Genomic DNA, 26,420 nt, shown 5'->3' with positions numbered 1-26,420 from the left:
ACTGCTTATTTTAGTTTTTTAATAGCTCTAGCTATTTGTTTAAATATTTCACTTAAAAGAATAAGTCTTATTCTTTTAGGAAAGATAATGGTGAAGTAGTATTACGACAGGCTAAATAGAGAGGAGCTTAAGTAATTGGCTAAATCGAATAAGTTAGTGATAGTAGCAATAAGCTCCATTCCATTAATTATGACACTTGGTAACTCAATGTTAATTCCATTTTTACCAAAAATGCAAGAGGAATTAGGTTTAAGTTCATTTCAAGTTAGCCTAACAATAACAATATTTTCTGTAACAGCCGCTATTTTCATTCCCATATTAGGTTATTTTTCCGATCGATTCTCCCGTAAAGCTATAATTGTTCCTTCTTTAATATTATATGGGTTAGGTGGTCTATTAGCGGGTGCTGCGGCAGCATGGTTTAGCGGTAGTGCTTTCATTTGGATTCTGATCGGAAGAGCAATGCAAGGGATAGGAGCTGCTGGAACGACACCGATAGCAATGGCTCTAACAGGCGACTTGTTTAAAGGCAATGAGCAAAGTAGAGTTTTAGGCTTAGTTGAAGCATCAAATGGACTTGGAAAAGTCTTGTCACCAATAGTGGGATCATTATTAGCTATATTAGTTTGGTATGCTCCTTTTTGGGGATTTCCGATCTTTTGTATTGTATCGGTCTTGCTAACAGCTATTTTTATTAAAGAAACAAAGAAAAAACAAGCTCCACCGACAATCGGTAATTATATAAAGGGATTATTTTCCGTTTTCAAAAAGGATGGTAGATGGCTATTTACATCTTATTTAGCAGGTGCAACTTGTTTGTTTACCTTATTTGGAATTCTCTTTTATATATCGGATATTCTAGAAACGAAGCATAATATTGATGGTGTTCTTAAAGGAGCAATATTAGCTATTCCATTGCTATTTATGATGACTACATCTTATATTACGGGTAGTAAAATAGGGAAAAATCTAAAAGTAATGAAACGTTTAATAATCTTTGGTTTATTATTCATGACGATTTCGTTTGCTACATTAACATTAGTTAAAAATTTAATCCCCTTTTTTTCTATACTTATTATAAGTAGTATTGGAACTGGCCTGGTTCTTCCTTGTTTAAATAGTTTAATTACTGGTTCAGTTGGTAAAGCGAGAAGAGGGTTTGTAACATCGCTTTATGGCTCGGTTCGATTTCTCGGAGTAGCGGCAGGACCACCAATATACGGTTGGTTAATGGGCATATCTAGAACGTGGATGTTTTTAAGTACCGCTAGTTTAACATTTATTGTTGCTTTTCTTTGTTTAATTTTCATTCATGTAAAGAATGCTACTAAAGATAAAAATTCTGAGTCATTGTTTCAAAAAGTGCACATAACAGAATAAAAAAGGAGTGCTTAGCATGCAAATATATTTCACACCAGAACTTTTAAAGGAAGATGCACAAGTATTAAATATTGTAGATGATAAAAAGAACGCAGTTGGTTATATGGCTTTTTTGATTGAGGAAAAGAAAATGTACATTTATGGTTTACTTGAATCAGAAGGTGTTGAAGAGGATTTCAAGGACTTAATTGAACCTTATATACAAGGACTTACTAAGTTAAAGCCTGACCTTGAAGTATTATCATATTTATCTGTTGGTGGGAAAAAGATAGAAATAGAACGAGAAGGAGAAGAATAATAAAAGTATTTAAATATAGGTAAATATCATATCCTAGCTAACTTTTATGACAGTTAGGATATATTTTATAATAGGAATATTTATGTTTTCCCTTAAATTAATAAGCTTAAAGTGAACAAAATTATTTTTTTCGCCAACTTAAAATTGGAGTGATACTTGGTATTGTTTTTAAATTATAAACAACATTAATGATTCCTGTAGAGATAAACTGTACAAATATGGCTTGGAATACAATAATAAAGTGGATAATTGATCCTGTTACAATAAAGATCAGCCCATTAAATAAAAGAAGTGTTGTTCCAGGAGAAAAGTCTCGATACGTAGCAAAAATTAAAGCAATGACACCAATACCTCCATTTGATACCTGTTGTCTCAAAAGAATCCCAATTCCTATACCTAACATACAGGAGCCTAATAGTAAATCAGCCCATATATTAGAATAATGTAAAAATATATCCGCACTAAATATTTGAACGGTTATAGATGTAATGGTGATACCAAATATAGTTCCTGCTGTACTAGTATTTCCTAACCAATAAATAGCTAAAATGATTAATGAAAAGTTAACAAACCAAAGTGCAAAACTAATTGGTATGTTAAACCAATAATTTAATAGAACAGCAATACCTGCTGCACCTCCAGAGGGAATGGAGTGGGGGAATAGAAATATAGCCATCGCAATTCCTTGAATAAATGCTCCACAAGAAATAATTACATAATGAATTATATGATCTTTAAAATGTATTTCAGATGATTCACTGTTGCTTCTATTTACCATTATGTATAGGCCTTCTTTCTATTAAATACTTTTTTAAAAAGTACACTGTCTTTTTGATAGTATGTTTTGCTTGTCCTAATATAGTATTATTAAAAGGCTGAAATATGTGAATATAGATGTATATTAAATAAAAACAAAAAAGAGGCCAGAACAAGTTTTACCTTGTTCTGGCCCCTTAAATATATTATTTCCAGTTTTCTTCAATGAAATTGTCTCTTCCGGATTTAGCGCGATCTTCTAGGTATTCTTTTTCGTTCTTTTTATAAAAGTCTTGATGGTAACTTTCTGCAGTATAGAAGGATTTAGCTGGTAAAATTTCAGTTGCAATTGTTTTTTTGAACTTCCCACTAGTATTTAATTTTTCTTTTGAAGCTTCTGCTATTTTTTTTTGTTCACTATTGTGATAAAAGATTGCCGTTCGATATTGTGGTCCCCGATCGTGAAATTGTCCTTCAGGATCTGTTGGATCAATTTGTGGCCAATAAAGATCAACAATTTGTTGGTAATCAATCAAGGTAGGATCATAAGTTATTTGAACTGCTTCATAGTGACCAGTTTCTCCACCTTTAACATCTTCGTAACTAGGATTTTCTAGTGCGCCTCCGGTATAGCCTGAAATGACTTGATGAACACCATCCCATTGATCAAAAGGCTTTACCATACACCAGAAACATCCACCAGCAAAAGTTGCTATTTCTTGTCTATCTGTCATTCTAATTCCCCCAGTAAAAATCATGTGTGATCTAAATTTAGCTGATTTAGCTCTGAATGTCCATTATAAAGAATAACAATCATTTTTATAAGCAAAATAATTGTATGGAGGTGATTATTTGAAACGGCAAACTAAGCAAAAAGGTAATAATGGAATGAATTCAGGTATAAATCCACAAGGTTATTCCGAAGATAAGGCAGACCAAGAACCAAAATCACAACTTGAACAAAAAGCTAAACATTCACATACAAAAAGATAATAGTTTCAACCATTTTAATCTAATTTTTTAAAATGGTTAATAACAAATTGATAAAAAACTGTTTCAGAAGGAGCAAGATTACGATGTTTTGGTGTTATAATTCCAACTGTTCTGCACAATTGTGGATTACTTATTGCAATTTTAGATGTGAATGTAGTGTTCACTTCACTAAAAGCACTTTCCGGTAGGAGAGTAATCCCCATACCAGCAGCAACAAGTCCTTTGATAGCATCAAGATCTTCTCCTTCTGAAGTTACATTAGGTTCGAAACCTGCTTCTTTACAACCATCAATTGCCAATTTCTCGAAGATATATCCTTTTGGAAATAACACAAACGGGTCCTGTTTTAATTCTGTTAAATAAATACTTTTTCGATTTGCCATCGGATGATCTTTTGGAACTAAGGCATATAAATCCTCAGAAAACAAAATATCCCCTGTTATATCAGGATCATTAGTAGGTACTGGTCCAAGAAAAGCCACATCAATCTCTCTGCTTTTAACTGATTCTATCAGAAAATTATAAGACCCCTGACGAAGCTGAAAGGTAATCTTAGGATGTCTCTTTTTAAACACTGCTAACACATTAGGTAATAAATTACTTGCTAAACTTGTAGGGAATCCAATTTTAATCGAACCTCGTTCTGGATCGATATATTCATCCACCTGCTTTTTAGCATGGTCAATTGCTTTCATAGCTATTTTAGTGTGATGAAGAAAGGTTCTCCCGATTGGGGTTAGTTTAACATTACGACCTGTTCGATCAAAAAGTTGTACCGTTAATTCCGCCTCTAAATTAGCAATCTGTCTACTTATTGCAGATTGAGCAATGTGTAAGTGGAGGGCTGCTTCTGACACATGTTCTCTTTCAGCAACTTCCATAAAATAACGTAATTGGCGTAATTCCATTTGATTCCTCCTAACATATATCAAAATCAGATCGTTCTTATCTATATTATATATTGTTTGGATTGATAAATAAACCTACAATAGAAATAGACACTTTAAAAGAATTCGTAAATGGGGGCGAAAGATTTGAGTTATAGTAAAATGCCTGAAGCGCAAGGTTTATATCGTCCTGAGTTTGAACATGACGCATGTGGAATTGGGTTGTATGCGCACATTAAGGGAATGCGCACACATGAGATTGTCCAAAAAGGATTACAAATGTTATGCCAGTTAGACCACCGTGGTGGACAAGGTAGTGATCCTGACACAGGTGATGGCGCTGGGTTAATGGTACAAATACCAGATAATTATTTTCGAAAGGTTTGTGATTTCACTTTACCTGAAGAAGGTCGTTATGGTGTTGGGATGGTATTCTTCTCTAAAGATGATCAAGAAAGACAACACATTGAAACCAAAATTAATGAATTAATTGAACAAGAGGGTCAACTGTTGTTGGGTTGGAGAAGTGCACCAACAGATGTCAGAAAAATCGGAATAAATGCGCAAGATACAGCACCTGTTGTAAGACAAGTTTTTATAGGTGCAGCTTCAACAATTACTGATGATTTGGCTTTTGAACGTAAATTATTTATCATTCGCAAACAAGCGGAAAATTGGGCGAAAGAACAAGCGTACCGATTTTATTTTGCGAGTCTTTCAAATAGAACGATTGTATATAAAGGCCTGCTTACACCAAGTCAGGTAGATCAATTTTATCTAGAGTTACAGGATGAAGATTTTGTTTCTGCATTCTCACTTGTACACTCACGTTTTAGTACAAATACGTTTCCAAGTTGGGAACGCGCGCATCCAAACCGTTATTTAATTCACAATGGCGAAATCAACACAATGCGTGGCAATATGAATTGGATGCGAGCACGTGAACAACAATTTGTTTCGGAAGCATTTGGTGATGATTTAGATAAATTATTACCGATATTAAATGCAGAGGGTAGTGATTCTTCTGTATTAGATAACGCATTAGAGTTTTTTACGCTAGCTGGACGAAAGCCTGCACATGCTGCAATGATGCTGATTCCAGAACCATGGAAAAAGAATCCACACATGCCTGCTGATAAGCGTGCATTTTATGAGTACCACAGTTGTTTAATGGAACAATGGGATGGTCCAACATCGATCACATTTACTAACGGTAAACAAATTGGTGCAATTTTAGACCGTAATGGTTTGAGACCTGCCCGTTACTATGTAACAAAAGATGATTATATTGTTTATTCATCAGAGGTTGGCGTAATTGACATTCCAGAAGAAAACGTTCTATATAAAGATAGATTAAGTCCTGGGAAAATGCTTTTAATTGATTTAGAAGAGGGACGTATTATTGCAGATGAAGAAATTAAAAATGAAATAGTAAGCGAACAGCCATATCAAAAATGGTTAGATGATAATCTTGTTACATTAAGTGGTGAATTGGTTGAGAAAGACGATAAACCAATTGATCAGTTAACTATACGCCAGAAAGCTTTTGGTTATACAACAGAAGATATTGAAAAGTATCTATTACCGATAATTACAGAAGGAAAAGATCCGATTGGTGCAATGGGTACGGATACACCACTTGCAGTTCTATCTAATCGTGCACAATCACTATTTAATTACTTTAAACAGTTATTTGCGCAGGTAACGAATCCGCCAATTGATGCATATCGGGAGCAAATTGTAACTTCAACGATGACGTTATTAGGGCCTGAAGGAAACATACTAGAGCCAACTGAAGCAAATAGCCATCGTATTCAATTGGAAACACCTGTATTGTCGAATAGTCAGCTAACGCAATTTAAAAATAATGTGTATCCAGATTTTAAGAGTAAGGTGATTGACTCATTATTTACAGATGATTTGCAAACTGGATTAGAGGCAGTTTTTGCAAAAGCAGACCAGGCTATTAAAGATGGCGTAAATATATTGATTCTATCAGACCGAAATATGGATGAAAAAAATATTGCAATACCTATTTTACTAGCAGCAAGTGGCTTACATCAGCATCTAGTTAGACAAGGTAGTAGAACAAAAACGAGTTTACTAGTTGAGTCTGGAGAAACTAGAGAAGTACATCATTTTGCAGCATTAATTGGTTTTGGTGTTGATGCGATAACACCATATTTAGCTTATGAAACGTACCGAAATGAAATTGCTAATGATAATCTAGCTGTTACGTACGAGGATGCAGTTGGCGGTTATATTAATAACGTAACTGAAGGCGTTATTAAAGTTATGTCTAAAATGGGGATATCTACTGTCCAAAGTTATCGTGGAGCTCAGATTTTCGAAGCATTAGGTATTAGTAATAAAGTCATTGATCAACATTTTACTGGAACTGCATCACAAATTGATGGAATTGGTTTAGATACAATTGCTGAAGAAGCGAAAATCCGTCATCAAAATGGGTATGGAAAAGCAGTTGATGATACATTAGAGCCAGGTAGTGATTTTCAGTGGAGACAAACAGGTGAACATCACGCGTATAACCCGACAACGATTCATAAACTTCAATGGGCAACAAGACGTGGAGATTATCAATTGTTTAAGGAATTCTCTAAAGCAGCTGACGAGGAGCGTTTAGGTTTCTTACGTAATCTGCTTACCTTTAAAACCGAAAATTCAATTTCTATCGATGAAGTTGAGTCAGTCGACTCTATTGTGAAACGCTTTAAAACTGGTGCCATGTCATTTGGTTCTATTAGTCAAGAAGCACATGAGTCTTTAGCTATTGCAATGAACCGTTTAGGTGGTAAGAGCAATAGTGGTGAAGGTGGCGAGGATGCAAACCGTTATATTGTTGATGAAAACGGAGACTTCCGTCGAAGTGCAATAAAGCAAATTGCTTCAGGTCGTTTTGGCGCAAAAAGTCACTATATGGTGAATGCAGATGAATTACAAATCAAAATGGCACAAGGTGCAAAACCTGGAGAAGGCGGGCAATTACCTGGTAAGAAAGTTTACCCATGGGTTGCAAATGTACGTGGTTCTACCCCAGGTGTTGATTTAATATCACCTCCACCACATCATGATATTTATTCGATTGAAGATTTAGCACAACTAATTCATGATTTAAAAAATGGAAATCGTGATGCTCGTATTAGTGTTAAACTTGTATCTCGTGCTGGTGTCGGTACAATTGCTGCTGGTGTAGCAAAAGGAAGCGCAGATGTTATATCAGTAGTGGGCTATGATGGTGGCACTGGTGCGTCTCCTAAAACAAGTATTAAGCATGCTGGATTACCTTGGGAGATTGGATTATCAGAAGCACATCAAACATTGATGTTAAATGGGTTACGTGAACGTATTGTTCTAGAAACAGATGGAAAATTATTAACTGGTAAAGATGTAGTAATGGCAGCGTTACTTGGTGCAGAAGAATATGGCTTTGCAACAGCACCTTTAGTTGTATTAGGTTGTGTTATGATGCGTGTTTGTCATATGGACACTTGCCCAGTTGGTGTTGCGACACAGAACCCAGAATTACGTAAAAAGTTCACTGGTGACCCAGATCATGTAGTAAACTTCATGCGATTCATTGCTGAAGAAGTGCGTGAAATCATGGCAACACTTGGGTTTAAAACTGTCAATGAAATGATTGGCCGTACTGATGTCCTAGAGATTAGTGAGCGTGCAAAAACACATTGGAAAGCAAAATATTTAGATTTATCTAGATTGCTTTATCAACCGAAAAATACTGGTAGTGCACGTTATAATAAAACAAAACAAGACCATAAAATTGATAAATCATTAGATATTACGAATATACTACCAGTTGTTCAAACTGCTATAGATACAGGCAAGAAAGTAAATGTTTCTTTCCCTATTAGAAATATTAATCGAGTAGCTGGAACAATAGTCGGTAGTGAGATTTCTAAAATGTATGGAGAAGAAGGTTTGCCTGACGACACGATAACGATTAACTTTACCGGTTCTGCTGGTCAAAGCTTTGGTGCATTTGTGCCAAGAGGTATGACACTTAATTTAACAGGTGATGCAAATGACTATGTTGGTAAAGGTTTATCTGGTGGAAAGCTTACAGTACGTGTACCAAAAGAATCTAGTATTACAGCAAGCCAAAATGTAATTGCTGGTAATGTTTGTTTCTATGGTGCAACAAGTGGCGAAGCATATATTAATGGCTATGCTGGTGAACGTTTTGCTGTTCGTAATAGTGGAGCAACAATTGTAGTTGAAGGTATCGGGGACCATGGTTGTGAATATATGACAGGTGGTAAAGTTGTTATTCTCGGTGAAGTAGGTAAGAACTTCGGCGCAGGTATGTCTGGTGGTATTGCGTATGTATTAGCTGATGATAAAGAGAAATTCGAACAATTAAGTAATATGGAATTAATAGAATTTGAAACACTTCAATCAGAAGAAGAGATTGATAACCTAAAAACAATTATTAATGACCAATATCTTTATACTAACAGCAGTCGAGCAAAAGAAGTATTAGATGATTGGGAAAATAGTGTACAGAAGTTTGTCAAAGTAATTCCAAAAGACTATAAATTAATGCTACAAACTATCCAATCTTATGTAGAATCAGGCGAATCAGATGACGATGCTAAGATGAGTGCATTTCTAGCTAAAAAGGAAAACCGTATTGTCTTAAATGACGAACGCAAAAAAATGATCGTTCAGTAGAAAGGAGATATGAATATGGGTAAAGCAACAGGTTTTATGGAAATAGAACGGGAAGAAGCAGTTGATCGTGATCCTGTAGAACGGGTAAAGGATTGGAAAGAATATTCTGCTCCTTTCACTGATGAGGTCGCTGAAAGACAAGGGGAAAGATGTATGGATTGTGGTACACCTTTCTGTCATATCGGTATGGAAGTTGGTAATGCTACATCCGGTTGTCCGGTTTATAATTTAATACCTGAATGGAATGATTTAGTTTATAAAGGCAAATGGAAAGATGCATTAGATCGCTTATTAAAAACAAATAACTTTCCTGAATTCACTGGGCGCGTTTGTCCAGCCCCATGTGAGGGGTCTTGTACAGTTGCAATTTCAGAGCCTGCAATTGCAATCAAAAATATCGAGCAAGCTATTATTGACAAAGGGTTTGAAAAGGGTTGGATTAAGCCTCGAATACCAGAAGAACGTACAGGTAAGACAGTTGCAATTATTGGTTCAGGACCTGCGGGAATGGCAGCAGCAGATCAATTAAATCAAGCAGGTCATTCTGTAACAATCTATGAACGTGATGATCGTGCCGGCGGATTATTAATGTATGGTATTCCAAATATGAAACTAGAAAAAGACATTGTAACACGAAGAATTAAATTACTAGAACAAGAAGGGGTAGAGATTGTTCTAAATACAGAAGTCGGTAAAGATATAACTGCCGATGAATTAAAAGAACAATTTGATTCCGTTATTGTATGTACAGGTGCACAAAAACCACGCGACCTAATTGTTGAAGGTCGTGAATCGAGTGGTATTCATTTAGCAATGGATTATTTAACTACTGCTACTAAAAAGGTATTGGATGATAAAACAGTAGTCCCAGCAACTTTAAATGCAGCAGATAAAGATGTTATTGTTATTGGTGGCGGTGATACGGGTGCTGATTGTGTAGCAACAGCACTACGTCAAGGTGCAAAATCAATTGCACAATTTGGCATTAACCCAGCTCTACCATTAAAACGCACATCAGATAATATGTGGCCAGAATATCCACAGGTATTCAGTTTAGAATATGCGCATAAAGAAGCTAAAGAAGCATTTGGCGAAGATATTCGTGAGTACTCTGTTTTAACTAAGAAAGCTGTTACAGATGAAAATGGTCAATTGAAAGAATTACACACAGTAGAAATGATTAAAACAAGAGATGAAAATGGGATGTTCGTTTACCAGGAAACACCTGGTACTGAAAAAGTTTGGCCTGCGGAATTAGTTGTTATCGCAATCGGTTTTGAAGGTCCAGAACAACCATTATTAAAACAATTTGGCATTGAAACAAATAGAAACAAGATTGATGCTACTTATGGTGAATTCGATACAAATATCGAAGGTGTATTTGCTGCTGGAGATTCTAGAAGAGGACCGAGTTTGATTGTTTGGGCAATTAATGAAGGTCGTGAAGTTGCTTATGCAGTAGACAACTATTTAATGGGAGCGACAAGCTTACCAACTGTATTGGCTGTATAAAATTAAAAAAGATCACTGTGAACCCTTATAAAGGCCTTCACAGTGATCTTTGTTTAATTTTTTTCTTTTTATACCATTTTGTTATGAGATAAGCGATGATTGCAAGGGACGCATAGACAAAAAAGAAAACCAGAAATCCCCATAGACCTATTACAGCATCTGCAAACTCCATATTACCTCTATTTGTGATAGCTTGTTGTATTTCTATAGCAAAAACAAGCACAATCATTAGCGTAAATGTATAAACAAATGAAAATATAGACGTACTCCATTTAAATGCAGCTAGAAGTTTAAAAAAGAAATAAACAAAAAAGTAAGCGAAAATTCCAATAAATCCTATAATCCAAAAATGTAACTGTTTATCCGTTAAAGAAAAGCCTAATTCTCGAAAAAGTACAATTAAAATATCGTGGCCTGTATTTACTATTTCGGCTAACCACGTAATTATTTCACGCATTAATTCACCTCTTCACTAATTGAACTGTAAAAAATGCTTAGTATGATCATATCATATTAAGCATCAGATGAGCTTATTTTTAAAGTTTAGAAAATAGTTTGAATATTTTTAATACAAATAGGTTGTCTAAATTGATCATTTAGTAATAAAATAGAGTTTATACTATTAGATTTAGAATATATTGCAGGGGGACTAGAAATATGACACAACAATCGATATCTATTACTAAAACAACAATACATAAAGAGAAGCCCGTATCTGATCAATTAGAATTTGGCCGCGTATTTACGGATTATATGTTTATTGTAGATTATCAAGAAGGCAAAGGTTGGTATGATCCAAGAATTGTGCCATACCAACCAGTTTCGTTAGATCCAGCATCTATGGTATTTCATTATGGTCAAACTGTATTTGAAGGACTTAAAGCTTATTTAACAGATAAAGGCGAGGTTAACTTATTTAGACCAGAGAAGAATATGGAAAGATTAAATCGATCAAATGAACGTATGTGCATTCCAGCAATTGACAAAGAATTAACACTTGAAGCGATTAAACAATTAGTAAGTCTTGAAAAAGACTGGGTTCCAAACGCACCAGGTACTTCGTTATATATTCGTCCTTTCGTTATTTCAACAGAACCTTACCTAGGTGTTGCACCATCAAAAACATATAAACTAATGATTATTTTATCACCAGTAGGCGCTTATTATAAAGAAGGTATTAATCCAATCAAAATCGCAGTAGAAAGTGAATTTGTTCGTGCTGTAAAAGGTGGAACAGGTGAGGCAAAGACAGCAGGTAATTATGCGTCTAGCTTAAAGGCACAGGAAATTGTTGCTAGTAAAGGCTATGCACAAGTGCTTTGGTTAGATGGTCTAGAAAAGAACTACATTGAAGAAGTTGGTAGTATGAATGTGTTTTTTAAAATTGCCGGAGAAGTTGTTACACCAGCCTTAAATGGTAGTATATTAGAAGGTGTAACAAGAAATTCTGTTCTGGAGTTATTAAAGCATTGGAATATTCCCGTATCTGAACGTAAAATTTCAATGGACCAAATCTATCAAGCTTATCAAGCTGGAACTTTAGAAGAAGCTTTTGGAGCAGGTACCGCAGCAGTTATTTCACCAATTGGTGAATTAGCTTGGCAAGGGGAAAGTCTAAAGATAAATAATGGCGTGACAGGTGATGTTTCCAAACGCTTATACGATACATTAACAGGTATTCAATACGGAAGAGAAGAAGATCCATTTAATTGGATTAGTAAATTAAACGAGTAAAAGCACCCACTTGGGTGTTTTTTTCTTAATAGAAGGAGATCCGATTAGATGAGATTAAGTATATTAGATCAGTCACCACTTCTTGAACAGGTAACATCATCAGAGGCGCTTGTTGAGTCAGTGAAATTAGCTCAAGTTGCAGAGGCGTATGGCTATCATCGATTTTGGTTAACAGAACATCATGGCATTAACACGCTTGCCAGTTCTGCTCCAGAAGTTGTATTAAGTTATATTGGTAGTAATACCAAGAAAATACGATTAGGTGCTGGTGCAATATTGCTGCCGCATTATAAACCTTTAAAAGTCGCAGAAACATTTCATACTTTAGCTACGTTGTTTCCAGATCGAATTGATTTAGGAATTGGACGCGCGCCGGGAGGATCTGCTCAAGCATCTATTGCATTATCAGGTAATTATTTGGAAAATGTAAAACAAACACCAGATAAGATAAGGGAATTACTCCATTTTATAAAGCAAGATTTTCCTAACGACCACATCTATCATTCAGTAATTCCTATGCCATTGCCAGAAGTACAACCTGAAATTTGGTTGCTAGGAACAAGCGATAAGAGTGCGAAATTGGCCGGCGATTTAGGAATCAAGTATGCTTTTGGTGAATTCATGAGTGAAAATAAGGGTCCAGAAATAACAAATAAATACAAAACGAATTTTTCTGAAAATAAGCAAGCTGAACATGCTTATACATTAGTGACAGTTCAAGCTATTTGTTTAGAAACTGAAGAAGAGGCTTCACAAGAAGCTTTTTCTCATAGTCTAAACCAAATTGAGAGCACATTAAATAAAAAAATTGAGAATAGGTCACTTGATCAATTTGAGGAAAGATTTAAACAGTTAAGTCCTACAGAACAAGAATTAGTGCACCAAGCAAAAGAAAAAATTGTTTATGGTACACCCAAACAAGTGAAAAATCAATTAGAAATGATTCAAAATAACTACCAAGCGGATGAATTAATGATCATTACAAACACAAAAAGTTACGCGACTCGTTTAAAGTCATTTCAGCTAATAGCTGAGGCATTCTAAAAATCAACTGATTTTTCTGACAAAAGTAGTTGACATTTTTATTTTACTACAGCATAATATGATGTAATTAGATAATTCGGAAGACGAAGAAGAGGATTAGTAAATTGTTATCATATGATAAGAGAAGGGGATTCATCGGCTGAAAGGTCCCTGCATAATCGATACTTTTGAACCTACCTTGGAGTTGTTAAGCAAATACCTTAACCGCCTCCTAGCGTTATAGGATGAGATGGGCAAGTATAAAACTTGTCAATATAAGGTGGTACCGCGGAAAAACTTTTTCCGTCCTTTACAATAAAAATGTAATGGATGGAAAGAGTTTTTTTATTTTTATACAGAGAAGGCGACTAATAATGGCAAATAAACGAGTGGTTGTGAAGATAGGGAGTAGTTCATTAACAGAAAAAGACGGGCGATTAAGCCTGTTTAAACTAAAAGGTCACGCAGATGCCATCGCTCGATTAGTTAAGGCAGGAATGGAAGTGGTACTTATTTCCTCAGGTGCTGTTTCAGCTGGTTTTGGAAACTTAGGCTATTCTAGTAAACCTGTAACTGTTTCAGGTAAACAGGCAGCTGCTGCAGTCGGTCAAGGGCTATTAATTGAAGCGTATAATGATGCATTTAAAAAGTATGACATGGTTTGTGCTCAATTATTATTAACGAGAGATGTATTTGTTAATCAGGAGCAATTCAGCAATGTATATCAAACAATTACAGAATTATTAAAGAGATCAGTTATTCCAATAATAAATGAAAATGACTCTGTTGCAATTGATGAATTGACTTTCGGTGATAATGACATGTTATCTGCACTAGTTAGCGGTTTAGTAAATGCAGATTATTTAATTCTTCTTACTGATATTAATGGGATTTACGACGCAAACCCAAATCAAGATCCATTGGCTAAAAAATATCATTATCTTGATTCGATTTCAGATGATTTGATCAAGCAAACGAGTGAAACATCTAGTTCTAAAGTGGGAACAGGCGGAATGAAATCAAAACTATTAGCAGCACAGACGTCACTTTCTTTAGGTGTCGATGCATTTGTTGGTCTTGGTGAAGGTGAAGAAAAATTTTTGAATATCATTGATGGCAATGGTGATGGTACCTATATCGGGAATCACCAAACATATCATATTCGCAAACAAAAACAATGGATTGCATTTCATTCGAATATATCAGGACAAATAGAAATTGATAAAGGTGCACAACAGGCAATTATATTAAAAGGAAAAAGCCTTTTACCAGTTGGTATTAAAGAAGTCATTAATACCTTTGAAGCAGGAGAAGTGGTTGAATTAATTTATCAAAATAATGTGGTAGCAAAAGGACAGGTTAGCTATTCTTCAGATGAGCTTTTTAAAGTAAAAGGTTTAGGAAGTATAGAAGCGATGAAAATAACGAATAGAAAGCGACCAGAAGTGATTCATCGAAATAAACTAGTACTAACTTTACAGGGGGTATAAAAATGTTCGATTTAATCGAAGTTGCAAAACAAGCAAAAGAGACGTGCCTATCATTATCAAATGCAACAACAGAAGAAAAAAATACTGCATTACAGTTGATAGCAAAAGAACTTATTGAACAACAGGAGTTCATCATTACTGAAAATAAAAGAGATATTGCATCCTCACAGAAAAATGGCGTAACAGAATCAATTATCGACCGTTTACGATTAGACAAGATTCGAATTGAGGAAATGTCTCATGCATTAGAGCAATTAGTTATACTAGAAGATCCAATTGGCGTTACTTTAGAAGATTGGAAACGTCCTAATGGTCTTATGATTAAGAAAGTTTCCGTTCCGATTGGGGTGATTGGAATAATTTATGAAGCTAGACCAAATGTTACAGTTGACGCAGCAAGTCTGTGTTTGAAAACAGGTAATGCTGTCTTATTAAGAGGAAGCTCCTCAGCTATCCATTCAAATAAAGCAATTGTTTCCGTTATTCAAACTGCACTAGCAAAATCCGATCTACCCGTACATGCTGTACAATTAATCGAAGATACAAGTCGTGAGACAGCTGAAAAAATGTTTCGTTTAAATGATTATTTGGACGTTTTAATCCCAAGAGGTAGTAAAAATTTAATTGATACAGTTGTAAATAAATCTTCTGTACCAGTACTCGAAACAGGTGCTGGTAATTGTCATCTATTTATTGACGAAACTGCTAATCCGGAAATGAGTGTGCAAATAGCAATTAATGCAAAGACACAACGCCCCTCTGTTTGTAATGCTATTGAAACTATACTTGTTCATGAGAATTGGTTTAAAGAGCATGGCGATTTATTAATTAATGCACTTCGTGATCATGATGTCGAAATACGGGCTGATGCTAAAGTAATATGGACACATTTTGAATTACCATTAGCAACTGAAGAGGATTGGGAAACAGAATTTTTAGATAAAATTGTTGCGCTAAAAACCGTATCAAGTGTAGATGAGGCGATTGCACATATAAATTGGTACAGTACGAAACATTCAGAATCAATTATTACTGAAAATAGCAATCACGTTGTAAAATTTATGAATCAAATTGACGCTGCATGTGTTTACCATAATGCTTCGACGCGCTTTACCGACGGTTTTGAATTTGGTTTTGGTGCTGAGATTGGAATTAGCACCCAAAAATTACATGCTCGTGGACCAATGGGATTAAAAGCATTAACATCAACAAAATATACTTTATATGGTGATGGACAAATTAAATGATTTTACGTGAAAGATTGTTTGTTTTGCGTTACAATAGATTATGGATTTATGTAACGCAGTATTATTTAACAGTAAAGGGAGTGTAGTAGAATGTCGAAATCATTAATTTTTGGACATAAAAGTCCAGATACTGACACAATTACAGCAGCAATTGCGTATGCTTATTTAAAAAAACAACTAGGTGAAGATGTTGAAGCAGTCCGTTTAGGAGCAATTAATAACGAAACACAATTTGCGTTAGATCATTTTAAAGTAGAAGCTCCAAGACAAGTTGATACAGTGGCTAACGAAGTTGATTCTGTTATATTAGTTGATCATAATGAACGTCAACAAAGTGCAGATGACATTGAGCATGTACAAGTAAAAGAAGTGATTGATCATCACCGTATTGCAAACTTTCAGACAAGTGATCCTGTTTATTATCGTGCTGAGCCAGTTGGCTGTACTGCAACTATTTTGAATAAAATTTATAAAGAAAAGCATGTCGAAATCCCTAAAGAAATAGCAGGATTAATGGTGTCAGCAATTATATCGGACTCTTTATTGTTTAAATCACCAACATGCACGAATGAAGATATCGAAACTGCACGAGAACTTGCAGACATAGCAGATATAAACCTTGATACATATGGACTAGAAATGCTTAAAGCTGGAGCAGATTTAAGTCAAAAATCAACTGCAGAGTTAATCACACTAGATGCAAAAGAATTTGAAATGGGTTCTTATAAAGTAGAAGTAGCTCAAGTAAATACAGTTGATATAACTGAGGTTTTAGTGAAACAACAAGAATTAGAAGCAGTTATTACGAATACAATAAATTCAAAAAAGCTTGATCTATTTGTGTTTGTAATTACGGACATACTTAATAATGATTCTGTGATTCTATCACTAGGTAAAATGGCAACTAGTGTTGAGAAAGCATTTGATGTTAGATTAGAAAATAATCAAGCCTTATTAAAAGGTGTTGTTTCTCGTAAGAAACAAATAGTGCCACAATTAACAGAAACATTAGGATAACAAAAAGGAAAGGCAGCTATAGAAATGAAATAGTTGTCTTTTCTAATATAGAATAACAAATAAAAAATTAATTAGTTTTTACCTGGTGCAACAAACAAGCATTCAGGGGAAAGTTTAAACTTGATTTGTCATTTTTTCTGACATATCAAACCTAAAATTTTTCAGAAAGGATCCTATTAATTATGAGTACTGAAGTTAATGCAATTCAAATTAAAGATATTCTCATTGCACAGAAAATGTTAAAGGACGTTGTTCGAAATACGCCATTACAAAAGGATGCGATCCTTTCCGAAAAGTACGAATGTAATGTCTATTTAAAACGGGAAGATTTACAAGAGGTGCGATCTTTTAAAATTAGAGGCGCCTATAATTTAATGAAAAGTTTGAATGAAGATGAGTTAAAGAATGGTGTTGTTTGTGCAAGCGCGGGTAATCATGCGCAAGGTGTAGCCTATTCATGTAAGGCACTAGGTGTAAAAGGTAAAATATTTATGCCTACTACAACTCCAAGACAAAAAGTTAAACGTGTCGCTTTTTTTGGTAACTCTTATGTTGAAACTGTCCTAGTTGGCGATACTTTTGACGATGCATATAAGGAAGCAAAAGCTTATTGTGATGAACATAATATGTCATTTATCCATCCTTTTGATGATTATCGGACAATTGCAGGACAGGGCACACTAGGATTAGAAATACTCGATAATATGCAAGAACCAATTTCGCATATGTTTATGTCAGTTGGTGGCGGTGGGTTAATCTCTGGTGTAGGTTCTTATGTGAAGAGTATTAGTCCTAATACGAAGATTATTGGTGTTGAACCAGCAGGTGCGCCATCGATGCAAACATCGCTAAAGCATAATAAGGTGGTACGTTTAGACAAAGTTGATAAATTTGTTGATGGTGCTAGCGTACAACAAGTTGGTAATCTGACATTCGAAATAGCAAAAGAAGTAATCGATGATATTTCAATTGTACCAGAGGGTAAAGTATGTACGACACTGTTAAATCTGTATAATGATAATGCTATTGTTGCAGAGCCTGCTGGCGCTATGCCAGTAGCAGCTTTGGATGAATATAAAGATGAGATCAAAGGGAAGAATGTTGTTTGTATTATAAGTGGTGGAAATAATGACATAGACAGGATGCAAGATATTAAAGAAAGATCCTTGATTTATGAAGGCTATAAACATTACTTTATCGTTAATTTCCCGCAACGTGCAGGTGCTTTAAGAGAATTTTTAAGTGAAGTTCTTGGTGAAACAGATGACATTACACGTTTTGAATATACCAAAAAAAATAACCGTGATAAAGGTCCTGTTTTAGTAGGAGTAGAATTAAAGGATCGGCTCGATTATTATCCATTAATAGAACGAATGGAACAGAATGGATTTACTTATATTGAAATTAATAAAGATCAAGACTTATTTCACTTATTAATTTGAGTTAAAAACAGGCAGGTAACTGCTTGTTTTCTTGTTCTTAGCGATATAATTTATACTATCTAACATAAACAGTAAATAACCATGTGAGGATAACTAACAAAACACTAGTAATCACGCATCACTTTTATTAACATAGGAGTAATATATTAATAAAAGGAGAGGGTACAATGATTACAGAAGAAACGATGCGTGTTATAAAAAGGTTGCCTAAAGTTGACTTGCATGTTCATTTAGATGGTAGTGTAAACCCACAGACTGTACTCGAATTAGCAAAAAAACAGCAAGTAAGATTACCTAAAACAACACTTACTGAATTAAAGCCCTATCTTGAAGTAAATGACGCTTGCTCGGATTTGTCCGAATATTTAAATAAATTTAATCTAGTTGCAAAGGTTCTTCATACCAAAGAAGCGTTGGAACGTGTTGCATATGAATTAGTCGCTCGCGCTAAAGAACAAAATTACAAGTATATTGAAGTACGGTTTGGACCTCAATTGCATCGTGCTAACGGATTAAGTGTTTCGGAAGTAATTGAGTCTGTTATTAAAGGATTAACCAAAGGTGAGCTAACGTATCGTGTAAAAGCCAGAGCAATAGCATGTTGCATGCGTCACCAACCTACAGATATGAATAAAGAGGTTATAAAGTCTGCTGGAACCTTTTTAGGAAAAGGTCTTGTTGGTGTCGATCTAGCTGGTGATGAGTCTGCATACCCAACTTATTTGTTTAGAGAAGTATTTGAGTTAGCTAATCACTATGAATTACCTGTAACGATTCATGCTGGTGAAGCATCTGGTTCTGAAAATATAAAAGAAGCTATTTTAAATCTAGGTGCCAGTCGTATTGGCCATGGTGTTCGACTAAAAGATGACGAAAAATTATTTAACAAAATTGTTAAACAACAAATACCTTTAGAAATGTGTCCAATCAGTAATATACAGACGAAAGCTGCTGATAGTTGGGAAACGTATCCGATTAGGGATTATTTTGATCGAGGTGTAAAAGTTACGGTGCATACTGATAATATAACAGTATCTAATACGACGTTATCAAAAGAATTCGCTATTTTAATGGAACATTTTAACTTTTCAATAATAGAACTAAATCAATTAACAATGAATGCAATTGATGCTTCCTTTCTTGACTTTGACGAAAAGATGGATCTTAAAAATAGCTGTATACAAGAATATAAACGAATAGATGAAATGCTGCAATTAGTTGTTTAAATGTACAGTATCCCTAATTCAATTAGTAAACCTTATTTTATTAAGGTTACTAGTTGTTTTTTTTGCTCTTTTTTATGTAACCTTAATAAAATAAAGTTACGGTTCATTTTATATCTACTTTATAGAGCTTATTATTATGAAATGAGTCTGCTGTTGTGAATTCAATTATTGGCTAAAATATGTTTGGATTGATATAATAACGCAGTAAATAGGTCAGATTAATAATACATTTAAATGAAGATTTTTTTGAAAGGGGTTAAATGAAATGCGTGTTGTAAATAATATGACGGAATTAATTGGAGATACACCAATTGTTAAATTAAATCGAGTGGTACCTGATGGAGCAGCGGACGTTTATGTAAAACTTGAAATGTTCAATCCTTCTAAAAGCGTTAAAGATCGTGCAGCGTATAATATGATTAAAGTCTCAGAACAAGAAGGAAAGATACAATCTGGAGCAACAATTATCGAACCGACAAGTGGCAACACTGGAATTGGATTAGCGATGACAGCTGCAGCTAAAGGCTATAAAGCTATTCTAGTAATGCCAGACAATATGACCAAAGAACGCATTAACATTTTAAAAGCGTATGGCGCAAAAGTTGTGTTAACACCTAGTGATGAGAAAATGCCTGGTGCTATTAAAAAGGCAAAAGCATTACACGAGAAAACACCAAACAGTTTTATGCCACAACAGTTTGAAAATACTGCGAATCCAGACATTCATCGGACAACAACTGCCCCAGAGATCTATCGGCAAATGAGTGGGAATTTAGATGCCTTCGTTGCAACAGCTGGTACTGGTGGAACAATTACTGGTACTGGTGAAGGCCTAAAGGCGCTACTTCCGAATATACATATTACTGTTGTTGAACCTAAAGGATCGCCTGTTTTATCTGGTGGGAAACCCGGTAAGCATAAACTTGTTGGGACTAGTCCAGGATTTATTCCTGACATATTGAACACAACGATTTACGATGAAATTATGGCAATAGAAGATGAAGACGCTATTTCCATGTTTAAACAAATGGGCACAAGGGAAGGTATATTTATAGGCCCATCAGGTGCAGCTGCAGTTTATGCTGCAATTGATGTTGCAAAACGTCTCGGAAAAGGTAAAAAAGTAGTCTGTATTGCACCAGATACAGGAGAACGTTATTTAAGCATGAATTTATTTGAACAATAAGAAAGGATGAGTTAAATGAAAGTAGCAGTTATAGGAGCAAACGGACAAATAGGACAACATACCATAAAAAAACTACAAGAAGATAAAAATCATGAAGCAATTGCTATTGTTCGCAAAAAAGAACAACAAGAAAGTTTTGAAAACCAAGGTGTAACGAGCAAATTAGCGAACCTTGAAGATAGTGTTGATTCAATAGTTGAAGCAATTAAAGGCGCTGATGCAGTAGTTTTTACAGCAGGTTCTGGAGCAAAAACTGGTCCTGACAAAACGTTAACAATTGATCTTGATGGTGCAATTAAAACTGTAGAAGCAGCAGAAAAAGCTGGAATCAAAAAATATATAATGATTAGTGCATTTCAAGCAAATAATCGTGAAATGTTTAATGCAGCAGAAGGAATGAAACCTTATTATGTTGCGAAACATTATGCAGATGAATTCTTGAAGTTAAGTAAATTAGATTATACGATTATTAGACCAGGTGGCCTGTTAAACGATGCAGGTACAGGTAAAGTAAAAGTAGGCGATAATAATATAGAAGCTGGATCTATACCACGAGAAGACGTAGCAACTACAATTATTACTGCATTAGATAAAACGAATTTAAAAAATAAATCCTTTGATCTCGTTAGCGGTGATCAATTAATAACTGATGCATTAACTAAAATTTAAGTCTTTACAACTAGCGAATTGAATAGAATGGTTTATGGTTAACAGAACAACTCGGTATCAAAGTGACCGAGTTGTTCTGTTTTATGTAAGAAGTTCTTTAAATATACGGTGAAATTTAGCTCTGTCTTCATTACTAAATGCTTTAGGTCCTTTTGTTCGGTATCCACTTTTTCGAGCTTGTGCACTTTGATAGCGTGTTTCTAATAAAAAGTCTATATTCTCTAAAGAATAAAGGAAACCCTTATGATGAATAACAGTAGCATGTTTTTCTAAGGCTAGTGATGCTAGTCCATAGTCTTGGGTAATCAAAATATCTTTTGAAGCAAGCATCGACATAATACGATAATCAGCTGCTTCTTTATCTGAATCAACATATACAGAAGTCACACCAATTGGGTCATCTTGAGTTGAGAAATGTGCATAGCTTTTGACTAAAAAAACTTCAATAGTATGTTTTTTTGCCTCTTTTATAATGATATCTTTAACAGGGCAAGCATCCGCATCTACATAAATTTTCATTAATTATCACCTTTTTCTAATTGTTTGTTTAAATCTATTTTACCAAAGATCATCATCGGTTATAATATGAAGGAGTAATTTATTTAAGGAAGAGGGCAAAGAATGGGATTATTAAAAGCAGGAGAAGTTTTAGAATTAGAAGTTGTTCGTAAAATTGAAACAGGTTACGTACTAACTGATGGATCAGAAGAAGTATTATTACATGCAAATGAAGTTGAACATACACTAGAAGTGGCAGATAAACTTGAGGTGTTTTTATATCACGATAAGAAGGACAATTTGATCGGTACAACTTCAATTCCTTCAGTTCGTCCAGATGTATTTGATTGGGCAGAAGTAACCGAAGTGGTTCCTAATTTAGGTGTGTTTGTTGATATTGGTACCACGAAACATACACTAGTCTCAAAAGATGATTTGCCACTTTTTCAATCAGTTTGGCCAAAAGTAGGCGATGAATTATATGTTACATTATCAAATGATAAAAAAGGAAGATTGTTAGCCAATCCAGTTTCTGAATCTGATTTTGGTGACAATTGGGACCGCGCTCCAGAAGATTTGCGAAATAAAACGATATATGGCAGAGTATTTCGTACAGATAAAGAGGGAGCGGTTATCATAACGGAAGAGAGTTATCGTGGTTTTATACATCATACGGAGCGGAAAGTTGAACCACGTTTAGGTGAATGGGTGAAGGGACGTGTGATCGCTGTAAAGGAAGATGGAACATTAAATGTGTCACTACTCCCTAAAAGAAAAGAAGCAAGAATTACAGATGCTCAGATGATACTTAACCTTTTAAAAGAAAATGGTGGTGAATTACCATTTACCGATAAAAGTGATCCTGAAGCAATTAAACAGAAATTTGATATTAGTAAAGCCGCATTTAAACGAGCCATAGGAAAACTAATGAAAGAAGCAAAAATTTTACAAGATGATAGTAAAATTAGTATCAGGAAGACAGAAGAATAAGCTAAAACGCCAAATCTGCTTTAACGGATTTGGCGTTTCTAATGTTAACCAACATGTGCTTTTTTCATAAAGTAAAGAGCATGTTCCAAACGTTGTCTTTCTTCTTGATTTAAAGGAATCAACGGTAAACGAACAGAACCAACGTTAACACCGATCATGGCAAGACCTTCTTTTACTGTCGTCGGATTTGGTGCCATAAAAAGTGTTTTCATAATTGGCAAAATGTTTTGATGGATTAAAGCTGCTTGTTGAGCTTCACCATTTATGTGATGCTCAATCATAGCTTTCATTTCATTTCCGATTATATGAGAGGAAACAGATACAATACCATATCCACCAATTGCTAGAACAGGTAAGGTTAAACCATCGTCTCCACTATACAATACAAATGAATCAGGTGTTTCTCTAATTATTGTTGTCATAGCTTCTAAATCACCACTAGCTTCTTTTATAGAAGTTATATTTTCAATTTCAGCTAAACGGATAACCGTTTCTGTCGTTAGACCAACAACACTACGACCAGGTATATTGTATAGCATCACAGGTAAGTTAGTAGCATTTGCTATTGCAAGAAAATGTTGATACATTCCTTCCTGGGATGGTTTGTTGTAATACGGTGTTACAAGCATGACACCATCTACACCAATTGTTTCTGCTTGTTTCGTTAGAGCAATAGATTCTCGAGTGTTATTTGATCCAGTACCCGCTATAACTGGAACTCTTTTATTAACATGTTTAACAACGAACTGTATAAAAGAAAGTTTCTCTTCTTTTGATAAGGTTGGAGATTCTCCTGTTGTTCCTGTAATAACTAAACCATCTGTTCCATTTGAAAGTAGATGATAAATTAATTTTTCTGTTTTTACATAATCAATATTTCCGTTCTGATCAAACGGTGTTACTAAAGCTGTTAATAGTCGACCAAATTGCATGGTCCCCACCTCTATTCATAAAATTTTGTTTCGGGTTAACCTTTTGTTCACAAGGATGAATAGAGGGTATCTCATCATAATGTAAATAAAAAAACAAAAAACAGCAACGAAGGGCCTCGTTGCTGCATCATGATTTATTCATTATGATGCGTGAGATAGCCCTCCATATAGCAAACAATTAGCTATATGACAGTACTGCATTTATTAAATACAATACCAATGAACAAGATCGATGAGTTTCTGTTCACTTCGGCAAATCACCCTTTCTGTTACAGTCAATAGCCGCTCATCAGCTTCTTGTAACATACTTATGATCATTGCACCTCTATGCTCACTTCAATTTCTTATTGAAGTAAAGTTATTATATTAGCTCAACTATATCAAATATATAATACAGTTGCAATGACAATGGGAGATTTATTATCAGGAAATTTAAAAGTAAGCGAAATATAATAGGTATTTTGTCACATTGCAGTTGTCAGTTTGATACTTTATAGGCTATTATTATTATAATCGCAACTTTTATAAGGTTTATATAAAAAAGAAGAGACTTGGGGGATTTACATATGAAAAGATGGAGAAATATGTCGATAAGTTCAAAGTATGGTTTTACGTTTTTTGTAGCCTTTTTGTTAATAGTTATTTCTACCGCAATTGTTACGAAATTATTATTTAATGTTAGCGAAAATGTTGATGCATTAGATCGTCGTGGTGATCGAGCAGTGAAAGTTACTGAAATGGGTTCCTTAATTAGAGCAAAAAGTATTCAAGTTGTAAATTATGCGAATAACGGTGAATCAACTTATGTGGACGAATATGAATCGTTAAGAGAAGCATTTAACACGTTAGAAGCAGATATTTCCAGCCAAATGGATACGACAGAATTGGCCAATCTTTTTGATCAAGTTGTTGTTAATGACCAAGCGATGAATGATTTATTTTTAACTGATATAGTAGAAGCGATGGGAACAGGAAATCGTGCTATGGCAAATAGTTATACGAATCAAACAAATGAAATACGGTTAGAAACGTTAGATTTATTGGATCAAATCCGTGTGGTTGTAAATGCTGAAAGAAGTGAAGCAGTTACGAATACAAGAGAGAGTCAGTTATCTGCATTGATTATATTAATAAGTTCAATAGTTTTTTCAATAATAGTGAGTGTGATTTTACTATTCTTTGTAAACAGAGCAGTTACAACTAATCTAGGTAAAGTTGTCGCTGTAAGTGATCAAATCTCAAATGGTAATCTAAATGTTAAAAAAATCAATTACGATAGTAAGGATGAAATTGGTGTATTAGCATCTTCAATTGATATAATGGCTGAAAACTTGCGTACAATTATTGAGAAAGTAAGTTCTATATCTGGTACGGTGACCTCACAAAGCGATTCGTTAAGTCATTTTGCTTCTGAGGTACGATCAGGATCAGAACAAATTGCTTCAACTATGCAAGAACTTGCTTCAGGTTCAGAATCACAAGCAAATCATGCTGGTTCTCTTGCAACAATGATGGAAGCTTTTCAGTCAAAAGTAAATGCAGCAGATAAGAATGGGACAAGTATTTCTGAATCATCCTTGCACATGTTAAATTTAACAGAGTCTGGTTCAGAATCGATGCAAAATTCAATTGTACAAATGACTGTTATTGACCGTATTGTACAAGATGCAGTTAAAAAAGTACAAGGATTAGACAGTCAATCTCAACAAATAACTAAATTAGTATCTGTTATTCAAGATATTGCAGAACAAACAAATTTATTAGCTTTAAATGCTGCAATTGAAGCAGCTAGAGCCGGTGAACATGGTAAAGGTTTTGCCGTCGTAGCAGATGAAGTGCGTAAGTTGGCAGAACAAGTCTCAACATCTGTATCGGATATCACAACAATCGTACAATCGATTCAAACAGAATCCAGTAGCGTTGCAAATTCTTTACAGAATGGCTACCAAGAAGTTGAAAAAGGTACCGATCAAATCAGAACGACAGGTGAAACTTTTAACACGTTACAACAATCGATTAAAGAAGTGACAGCCAATATAAATGCAGTAAAAGAGAATATGACAACACTTGTTAAAAGTAGTAATGAAATGAATCATTCTATTGAAGAGGTAGCTTCCATATCTGAAGAGTCAGCAGCTGGTATTGAAGAAACTGCTGCTTCGTCACAGCAAACAAATAGTGCTATGGAAGAAGTGGAGAGTAGCTCAAATCAATTAGCGTCACTAGCAAATGAATTAAATGAAGTAGTACGTGAATTTGATTTAACTAATAACAATAAAAATAATGGATAAATAAGATGATTGTTTATTATGTCGAAAAATGTTGAATAAAAACTATTCACCGTTTATAATAGACTTAAGAAATGTACAAAAAGACTACTCTTTAGAGTAGTCTTTTTTTCGTAATATAAGTTTAACCAACAGTAATACT

Annotated in this window: 22 protein-coding genes, 1 riboswitch and 1 other annotated feature; of the genes, 16 read left to right on the top strand and 6 right to left on the bottom strand. The window is 34.6% G+C overall.

Features of this window, described 5'->3' with window-relative positions; translation table 11 throughout:
* Nucleotides 1–189: 189 nt before the first annotated feature.
* The gene (locus D2K62_RS01555) at nt 190–1,380 is read left to right on the top strand and encodes an MFS transporter (protein WP_117160993.1); all 1,191 of its coding nucleotides are present in this window, start codon (nt 190–192) and stop codon (nt 1,378–1,380) included.
* A gap of 16 nt (nt 1,381–1,396) precedes the next feature.
* Nucleotides 1,397–1,678 carry a hypothetical protein gene (locus tag D2K62_RS01550; RefSeq protein WP_112181024.1) on the top strand — a complete coding sequence of 94 codons (282 nt, stop codon included), beginning with the start codon at nt 1,397–1,399 and terminating at the stop codon, nt 1,676–1,678.
* Between the two features lie 121 nt (nt 1,679–1,799).
* Here D2K62_RS01550 and D2K62_RS01545 read toward each other — a convergent pair whose 3' ends face one another.
* On the bottom strand, nt 1,800–2,456 hold the full coding sequence (locus tag D2K62_RS01545; RefSeq protein WP_117160798.1) for a YitT family protein: 657 nt from the start codon (nt 2,454–2,456) through the stop codon (nt 1,800–1,802).
* A 184-nt stretch (nt 2,457–2,640) separates the two neighbouring features.
* Nucleotides 2,641–3,168 (bottom strand): peptide-methionine (S)-S-oxide reductase MsrA, encoded by a 528-nt coding sequence (gene msrA, locus D2K62_RS01540; RefSeq protein ID WP_112181026.1) that lies wholly within the window; start codon nt 3,166–3,168, stop codon nt 2,641–2,643.
* A 118-nt stretch (nt 3,169–3,286) separates the two neighbouring features.
* Here msrA and D2K62_RS01535 point away from each other — a divergent pair, with 118 nt between their 5' ends.
* Entirely contained in the window at nt 3,287–3,427 is a 141-nt protein-coding gene (locus tag D2K62_RS01535; protein ID WP_369974615.1) for a small, acid-soluble spore protein L, read from the top strand.
* Nucleotides 3,428–3,441: 14 nt separating this feature from the next.
* Here D2K62_RS01535 and gltC read toward each other — a convergent pair whose 3' ends face one another.
* On the bottom strand, nt 3,442–4,335 hold the full coding sequence (gene gltC / locus D2K62_RS01530) for a glutamate biosynthesis transcriptional regulator GltC (RefSeq protein ID WP_112181027.1): 894 nt from the start codon (nt 4,333–4,335) through the stop codon (nt 3,442–3,444).
* 126 nt (nt 4,336–4,461) lie between these two features.
* Between gltC and gltB the strand changes: the two genes are divergently transcribed.
* A complete protein-coding gene (gene gltB, locus D2K62_RS01525; protein ID WP_117148779.1) occupies nt 4,462–9,024 on the top strand; it encodes a glutamate synthase large subunit in 4,563 nt (1,520 codons plus the stop codon).
* 15 nt (nt 9,025–9,039) lie between these two features.
* Nucleotides 9,040–10,536 carry a glutamate synthase subunit beta gene (locus D2K62_RS01520; protein WP_117160797.1) on the top strand — a complete coding sequence of 499 codons (1,497 nt, stop codon included), beginning with the start codon at nt 9,040–9,042 and terminating at the stop codon, nt 10,534–10,536.
* Nucleotides 10,537–10,573: 37 nt separating this feature from the next.
* On the opposite strand, the gene D2K62_RS01515 is transcribed toward D2K62_RS01520, so the two are convergent.
* Nucleotides 10,574–10,993: a hypothetical protein gene (locus tag D2K62_RS01515; RefSeq protein ID WP_117160796.1), complete on the bottom strand. Its 420-nt coding sequence runs from the start codon at nt 10,991–10,993 to the stop codon at nt 10,574–10,576.
* 200 nt (nt 10,994–11,193) lie between these two features.
* Here D2K62_RS01515 and D2K62_RS01510 point away from each other — a divergent pair, with 200 nt between their 5' ends.
* The 9 genes from D2K62_RS01510 (at nt 11,194) to D2K62_RS01470 (ending at nt 21,570) form a co-directional block, all read left to right on the top strand.
* Nucleotides 11,194–12,270, top strand: coding sequence for a branched-chain amino acid aminotransferase (locus D2K62_RS01510; protein ID WP_112181031.1), 1,077 nt, complete (start codon nt 11,194–11,196; stop codon nt 12,268–12,270).
* 48 nt (nt 12,271–12,318) lie between these two features.
* Nucleotides 12,319–13,314 carry an LLM class flavin-dependent oxidoreductase gene (locus D2K62_RS01505; RefSeq protein WP_112181032.1) on the top strand — a complete coding sequence of 332 codons (996 nt, stop codon included), beginning with the start codon at nt 12,319–12,321 and terminating at the stop codon, nt 13,312–13,314.
* Between the two features lie 77 nt (nt 13,315–13,391).
* Nucleotides 13,392–13,607: a binding site (T-box leader), on the top strand.
* A gap of 60 nt (nt 13,608–13,667) precedes the next feature.
* Entirely contained in the window at nt 13,668–14,783 is a 1,116-nt protein-coding gene (gene proB / locus D2K62_RS01500) for a glutamate 5-kinase (protein ID WP_117160795.1), read from the top strand.
* A gap of 2 nt (nt 14,784–14,785) precedes the next feature.
* Complete coding sequence (locus tag D2K62_RS01495) at nt 14,786–16,030, top strand: glutamate-5-semialdehyde dehydrogenase (RefSeq protein ID WP_112181034.1); 1,245 nt, start codon at nt 14,786–14,788, stop codon at nt 16,028–16,030.
* A 90-nt stretch (nt 16,031–16,120) separates the two neighbouring features.
* Nucleotides 16,121–17,047, top strand: a complete 927-nt coding sequence (locus D2K62_RS01490; protein WP_117160794.1) for a manganese-dependent inorganic pyrophosphatase — start codon at nt 16,121–16,123, stop codon at nt 17,045–17,047.
* 182 nt (nt 17,048–17,229) lie between these two features.
* Entirely contained in the window at nt 17,230–18,489 is a 1,260-nt protein-coding gene (ilvA, locus tag D2K62_RS01485; RefSeq protein ID WP_112181036.1) for a threonine ammonia-lyase IlvA, read from the top strand.
* A gap of 167 nt (nt 18,490–18,656) precedes the next feature.
* The gene (gene add / locus D2K62_RS01480) at nt 18,657–19,715 is read left to right on the top strand and encodes an adenosine deaminase (protein WP_112181037.1); all 1,059 of its coding nucleotides are present in this window, start codon (nt 18,657–18,659) and stop codon (nt 19,713–19,715) included.
* Nucleotides 19,716–19,980: 265 nt separating this feature from the next.
* Complete coding sequence (cysK, locus tag D2K62_RS01475; protein WP_117160793.1) at nt 19,981–20,901, top strand: cysteine synthase A; 921 nt, start codon at nt 19,981–19,983, stop codon at nt 20,899–20,901.
* Between the two features lie 15 nt (nt 20,902–20,916).
* Entirely contained in the window at nt 20,917–21,570 is a 654-nt protein-coding gene (locus D2K62_RS01470; protein ID WP_112181039.1) for an SDR family oxidoreductase, read from the top strand.
* An 81-nt stretch (nt 21,571–21,651) separates the two neighbouring features.
* Here the strand turns inward: D2K62_RS01470 and D2K62_RS01465 are convergent, their stop codons facing one another.
* Entirely contained in the window at nt 21,652–22,089 is a 438-nt protein-coding gene (locus D2K62_RS01465; protein ID WP_112181040.1) for a YaiI/YqxD family protein, read from the bottom strand.
* Nucleotides 22,090–22,191: 102 nt separating this feature from the next.
* On the opposite strand from D2K62_RS01465, the gene D2K62_RS01460 reads away from it, so the two are divergent.
* Entirely contained in the window at nt 22,192–23,058 is an 867-nt protein-coding gene (locus D2K62_RS01460) for a CvfB family protein (protein ID WP_117160792.1), read from the top strand.
* Between the two features lie 44 nt (nt 23,059–23,102).
* Here D2K62_RS01460 and dapA read toward each other — a convergent pair whose 3' ends face one another.
* Nucleotides 23,103–23,990, bottom strand: coding sequence for a 4-hydroxy-tetrahydrodipicolinate synthase (dapA, locus tag D2K62_RS01455; RefSeq protein ID WP_117160791.1), 888 nt, complete (start codon nt 23,988–23,990; stop codon nt 23,103–23,105).
* 148 nt (nt 23,991–24,138) lie between these two features.
* A riboswitch (Lysine riboswitch) is annotated at nt 24,139–24,326 on the bottom strand.
* A 230-nt stretch (nt 24,327–24,556) separates the two neighbouring features.
* Here dapA and D2K62_RS01450 point away from each other — a divergent pair.
* Nucleotides 24,557–26,281, top strand: a complete 1,725-nt coding sequence (locus tag D2K62_RS01450; protein WP_117160790.1) for a methyl-accepting chemotaxis protein — start codon at nt 24,557–24,559, stop codon at nt 26,279–26,281.
* Nucleotides 26,282–26,420 lie beyond the last annotated feature (139 nt).

This window comes from Paraliobacillus sp. X-1268 (assembly GCF_003426095.1).
Taxonomy (GTDB): Bacteria; Bacillota; Bacilli; order Bacillales; family Amphibacillaceae; genus Paraliobacillus_A; species Paraliobacillus_A zengyii.
This window is presented reverse-complemented; position numbering and strand designations above follow the sequence as displayed.

Coding starts and splice junctions, on each gene's coding strand:
- D2K62_RS01555 (WP_117160993.1), top strand. CDS start 190: ATGACACTTGGTAACTCAATGTTAATTCCATTTTTACCAAAAATGCAA.
- D2K62_RS01550 (WP_112181024.1), top strand. CDS start 1,397: ATGCAAATATATTTCACACCAGAACTTTTAAAGGAAGATGCACAAGTA.
- D2K62_RS01545 (WP_117160798.1), bottom strand. CDS start 2,456: ATGGTAAATAGAAGCAACAGTGAATCATCTGAAATACATTTTAAAGAT.
- msrA (WP_112181026.1), bottom strand. CDS start 3,168: ATGACAGATAGACAAGAAATAGCAACTTTTGCTGGTGGATGTTTCTGG.
- gltC (WP_112181027.1), bottom strand. CDS start 4,335: ATGGAATTACGCCAATTACGTTATTTTATGGAAGTTGCTGAAAGAGAA.
- D2K62_RS01520 (WP_117160797.1), top strand. CDS start 9,040: ATGGGTAAAGCAACAGGTTTTATGGAAATAGAACGGGAAGAAGCAGTT.
- D2K62_RS01515 (WP_117160796.1), bottom strand. CDS start 10,993: ATGCGTGAAATAATTACGTGGTTAGCCGAAATAGTAAATACAGGCCAC.
- D2K62_RS01510 (WP_112181031.1), top strand. CDS start 11,194: ATGACACAACAATCGATATCTATTACTAAAACAACAATACATAAAGAG.
- D2K62_RS01505 (WP_112181032.1), top strand. CDS start 12,319: ATGAGATTAAGTATATTAGATCAGTCACCACTTCTTGAACAGGTAACA.
- proB (WP_117160795.1), top strand. CDS start 13,668: ATGGCAAATAAACGAGTGGTTGTGAAGATAGGGAGTAGTTCATTAACA.
- D2K62_RS01495 (WP_112181034.1), top strand. CDS start 14,786: ATGTTCGATTTAATCGAAGTTGCAAAACAAGCAAAAGAGACGTGCCTA.
- D2K62_RS01490 (WP_117160794.1), top strand. CDS start 16,121: ATGTCGAAATCATTAATTTTTGGACATAAAAGTCCAGATACTGACACA.
- ilvA (WP_112181036.1), top strand. CDS start 17,230: ATGAGTACTGAAGTTAATGCAATTCAAATTAAAGATATTCTCATTGCA.
- add (WP_112181037.1), top strand. CDS start 18,657: ATGATTACAGAAGAAACGATGCGTGTTATAAAAAGGTTGCCTAAAGTT.
- cysK (WP_117160793.1), top strand. CDS start 19,981: ATGCGTGTTGTAAATAATATGACGGAATTAATTGGAGATACACCAATT.
- D2K62_RS01470 (WP_112181039.1), top strand. CDS start 20,917: ATGAAAGTAGCAGTTATAGGAGCAAACGGACAAATAGGACAACATACC.
- D2K62_RS01465 (WP_112181040.1), bottom strand. CDS start 22,089: ATGAAAATTTATGTAGATGCGGATGCTTGCCCTGTTAAAGATATCATT.
- D2K62_RS01460 (WP_117160792.1), top strand. CDS start 22,192: ATGGGATTATTAAAAGCAGGAGAAGTTTTAGAATTAGAAGTTGTTCGT.
- dapA (WP_117160791.1), bottom strand. CDS start 23,990: ATGCAATTTGGTCGACTATTAACAGCTTTAGTAACACCGTTTGATCAG.
- D2K62_RS01450 (WP_117160790.1), top strand. CDS start 24,557: ATGAAAAGATGGAGAAATATGTCGATAAGTTCAAAGTATGGTTTTACG.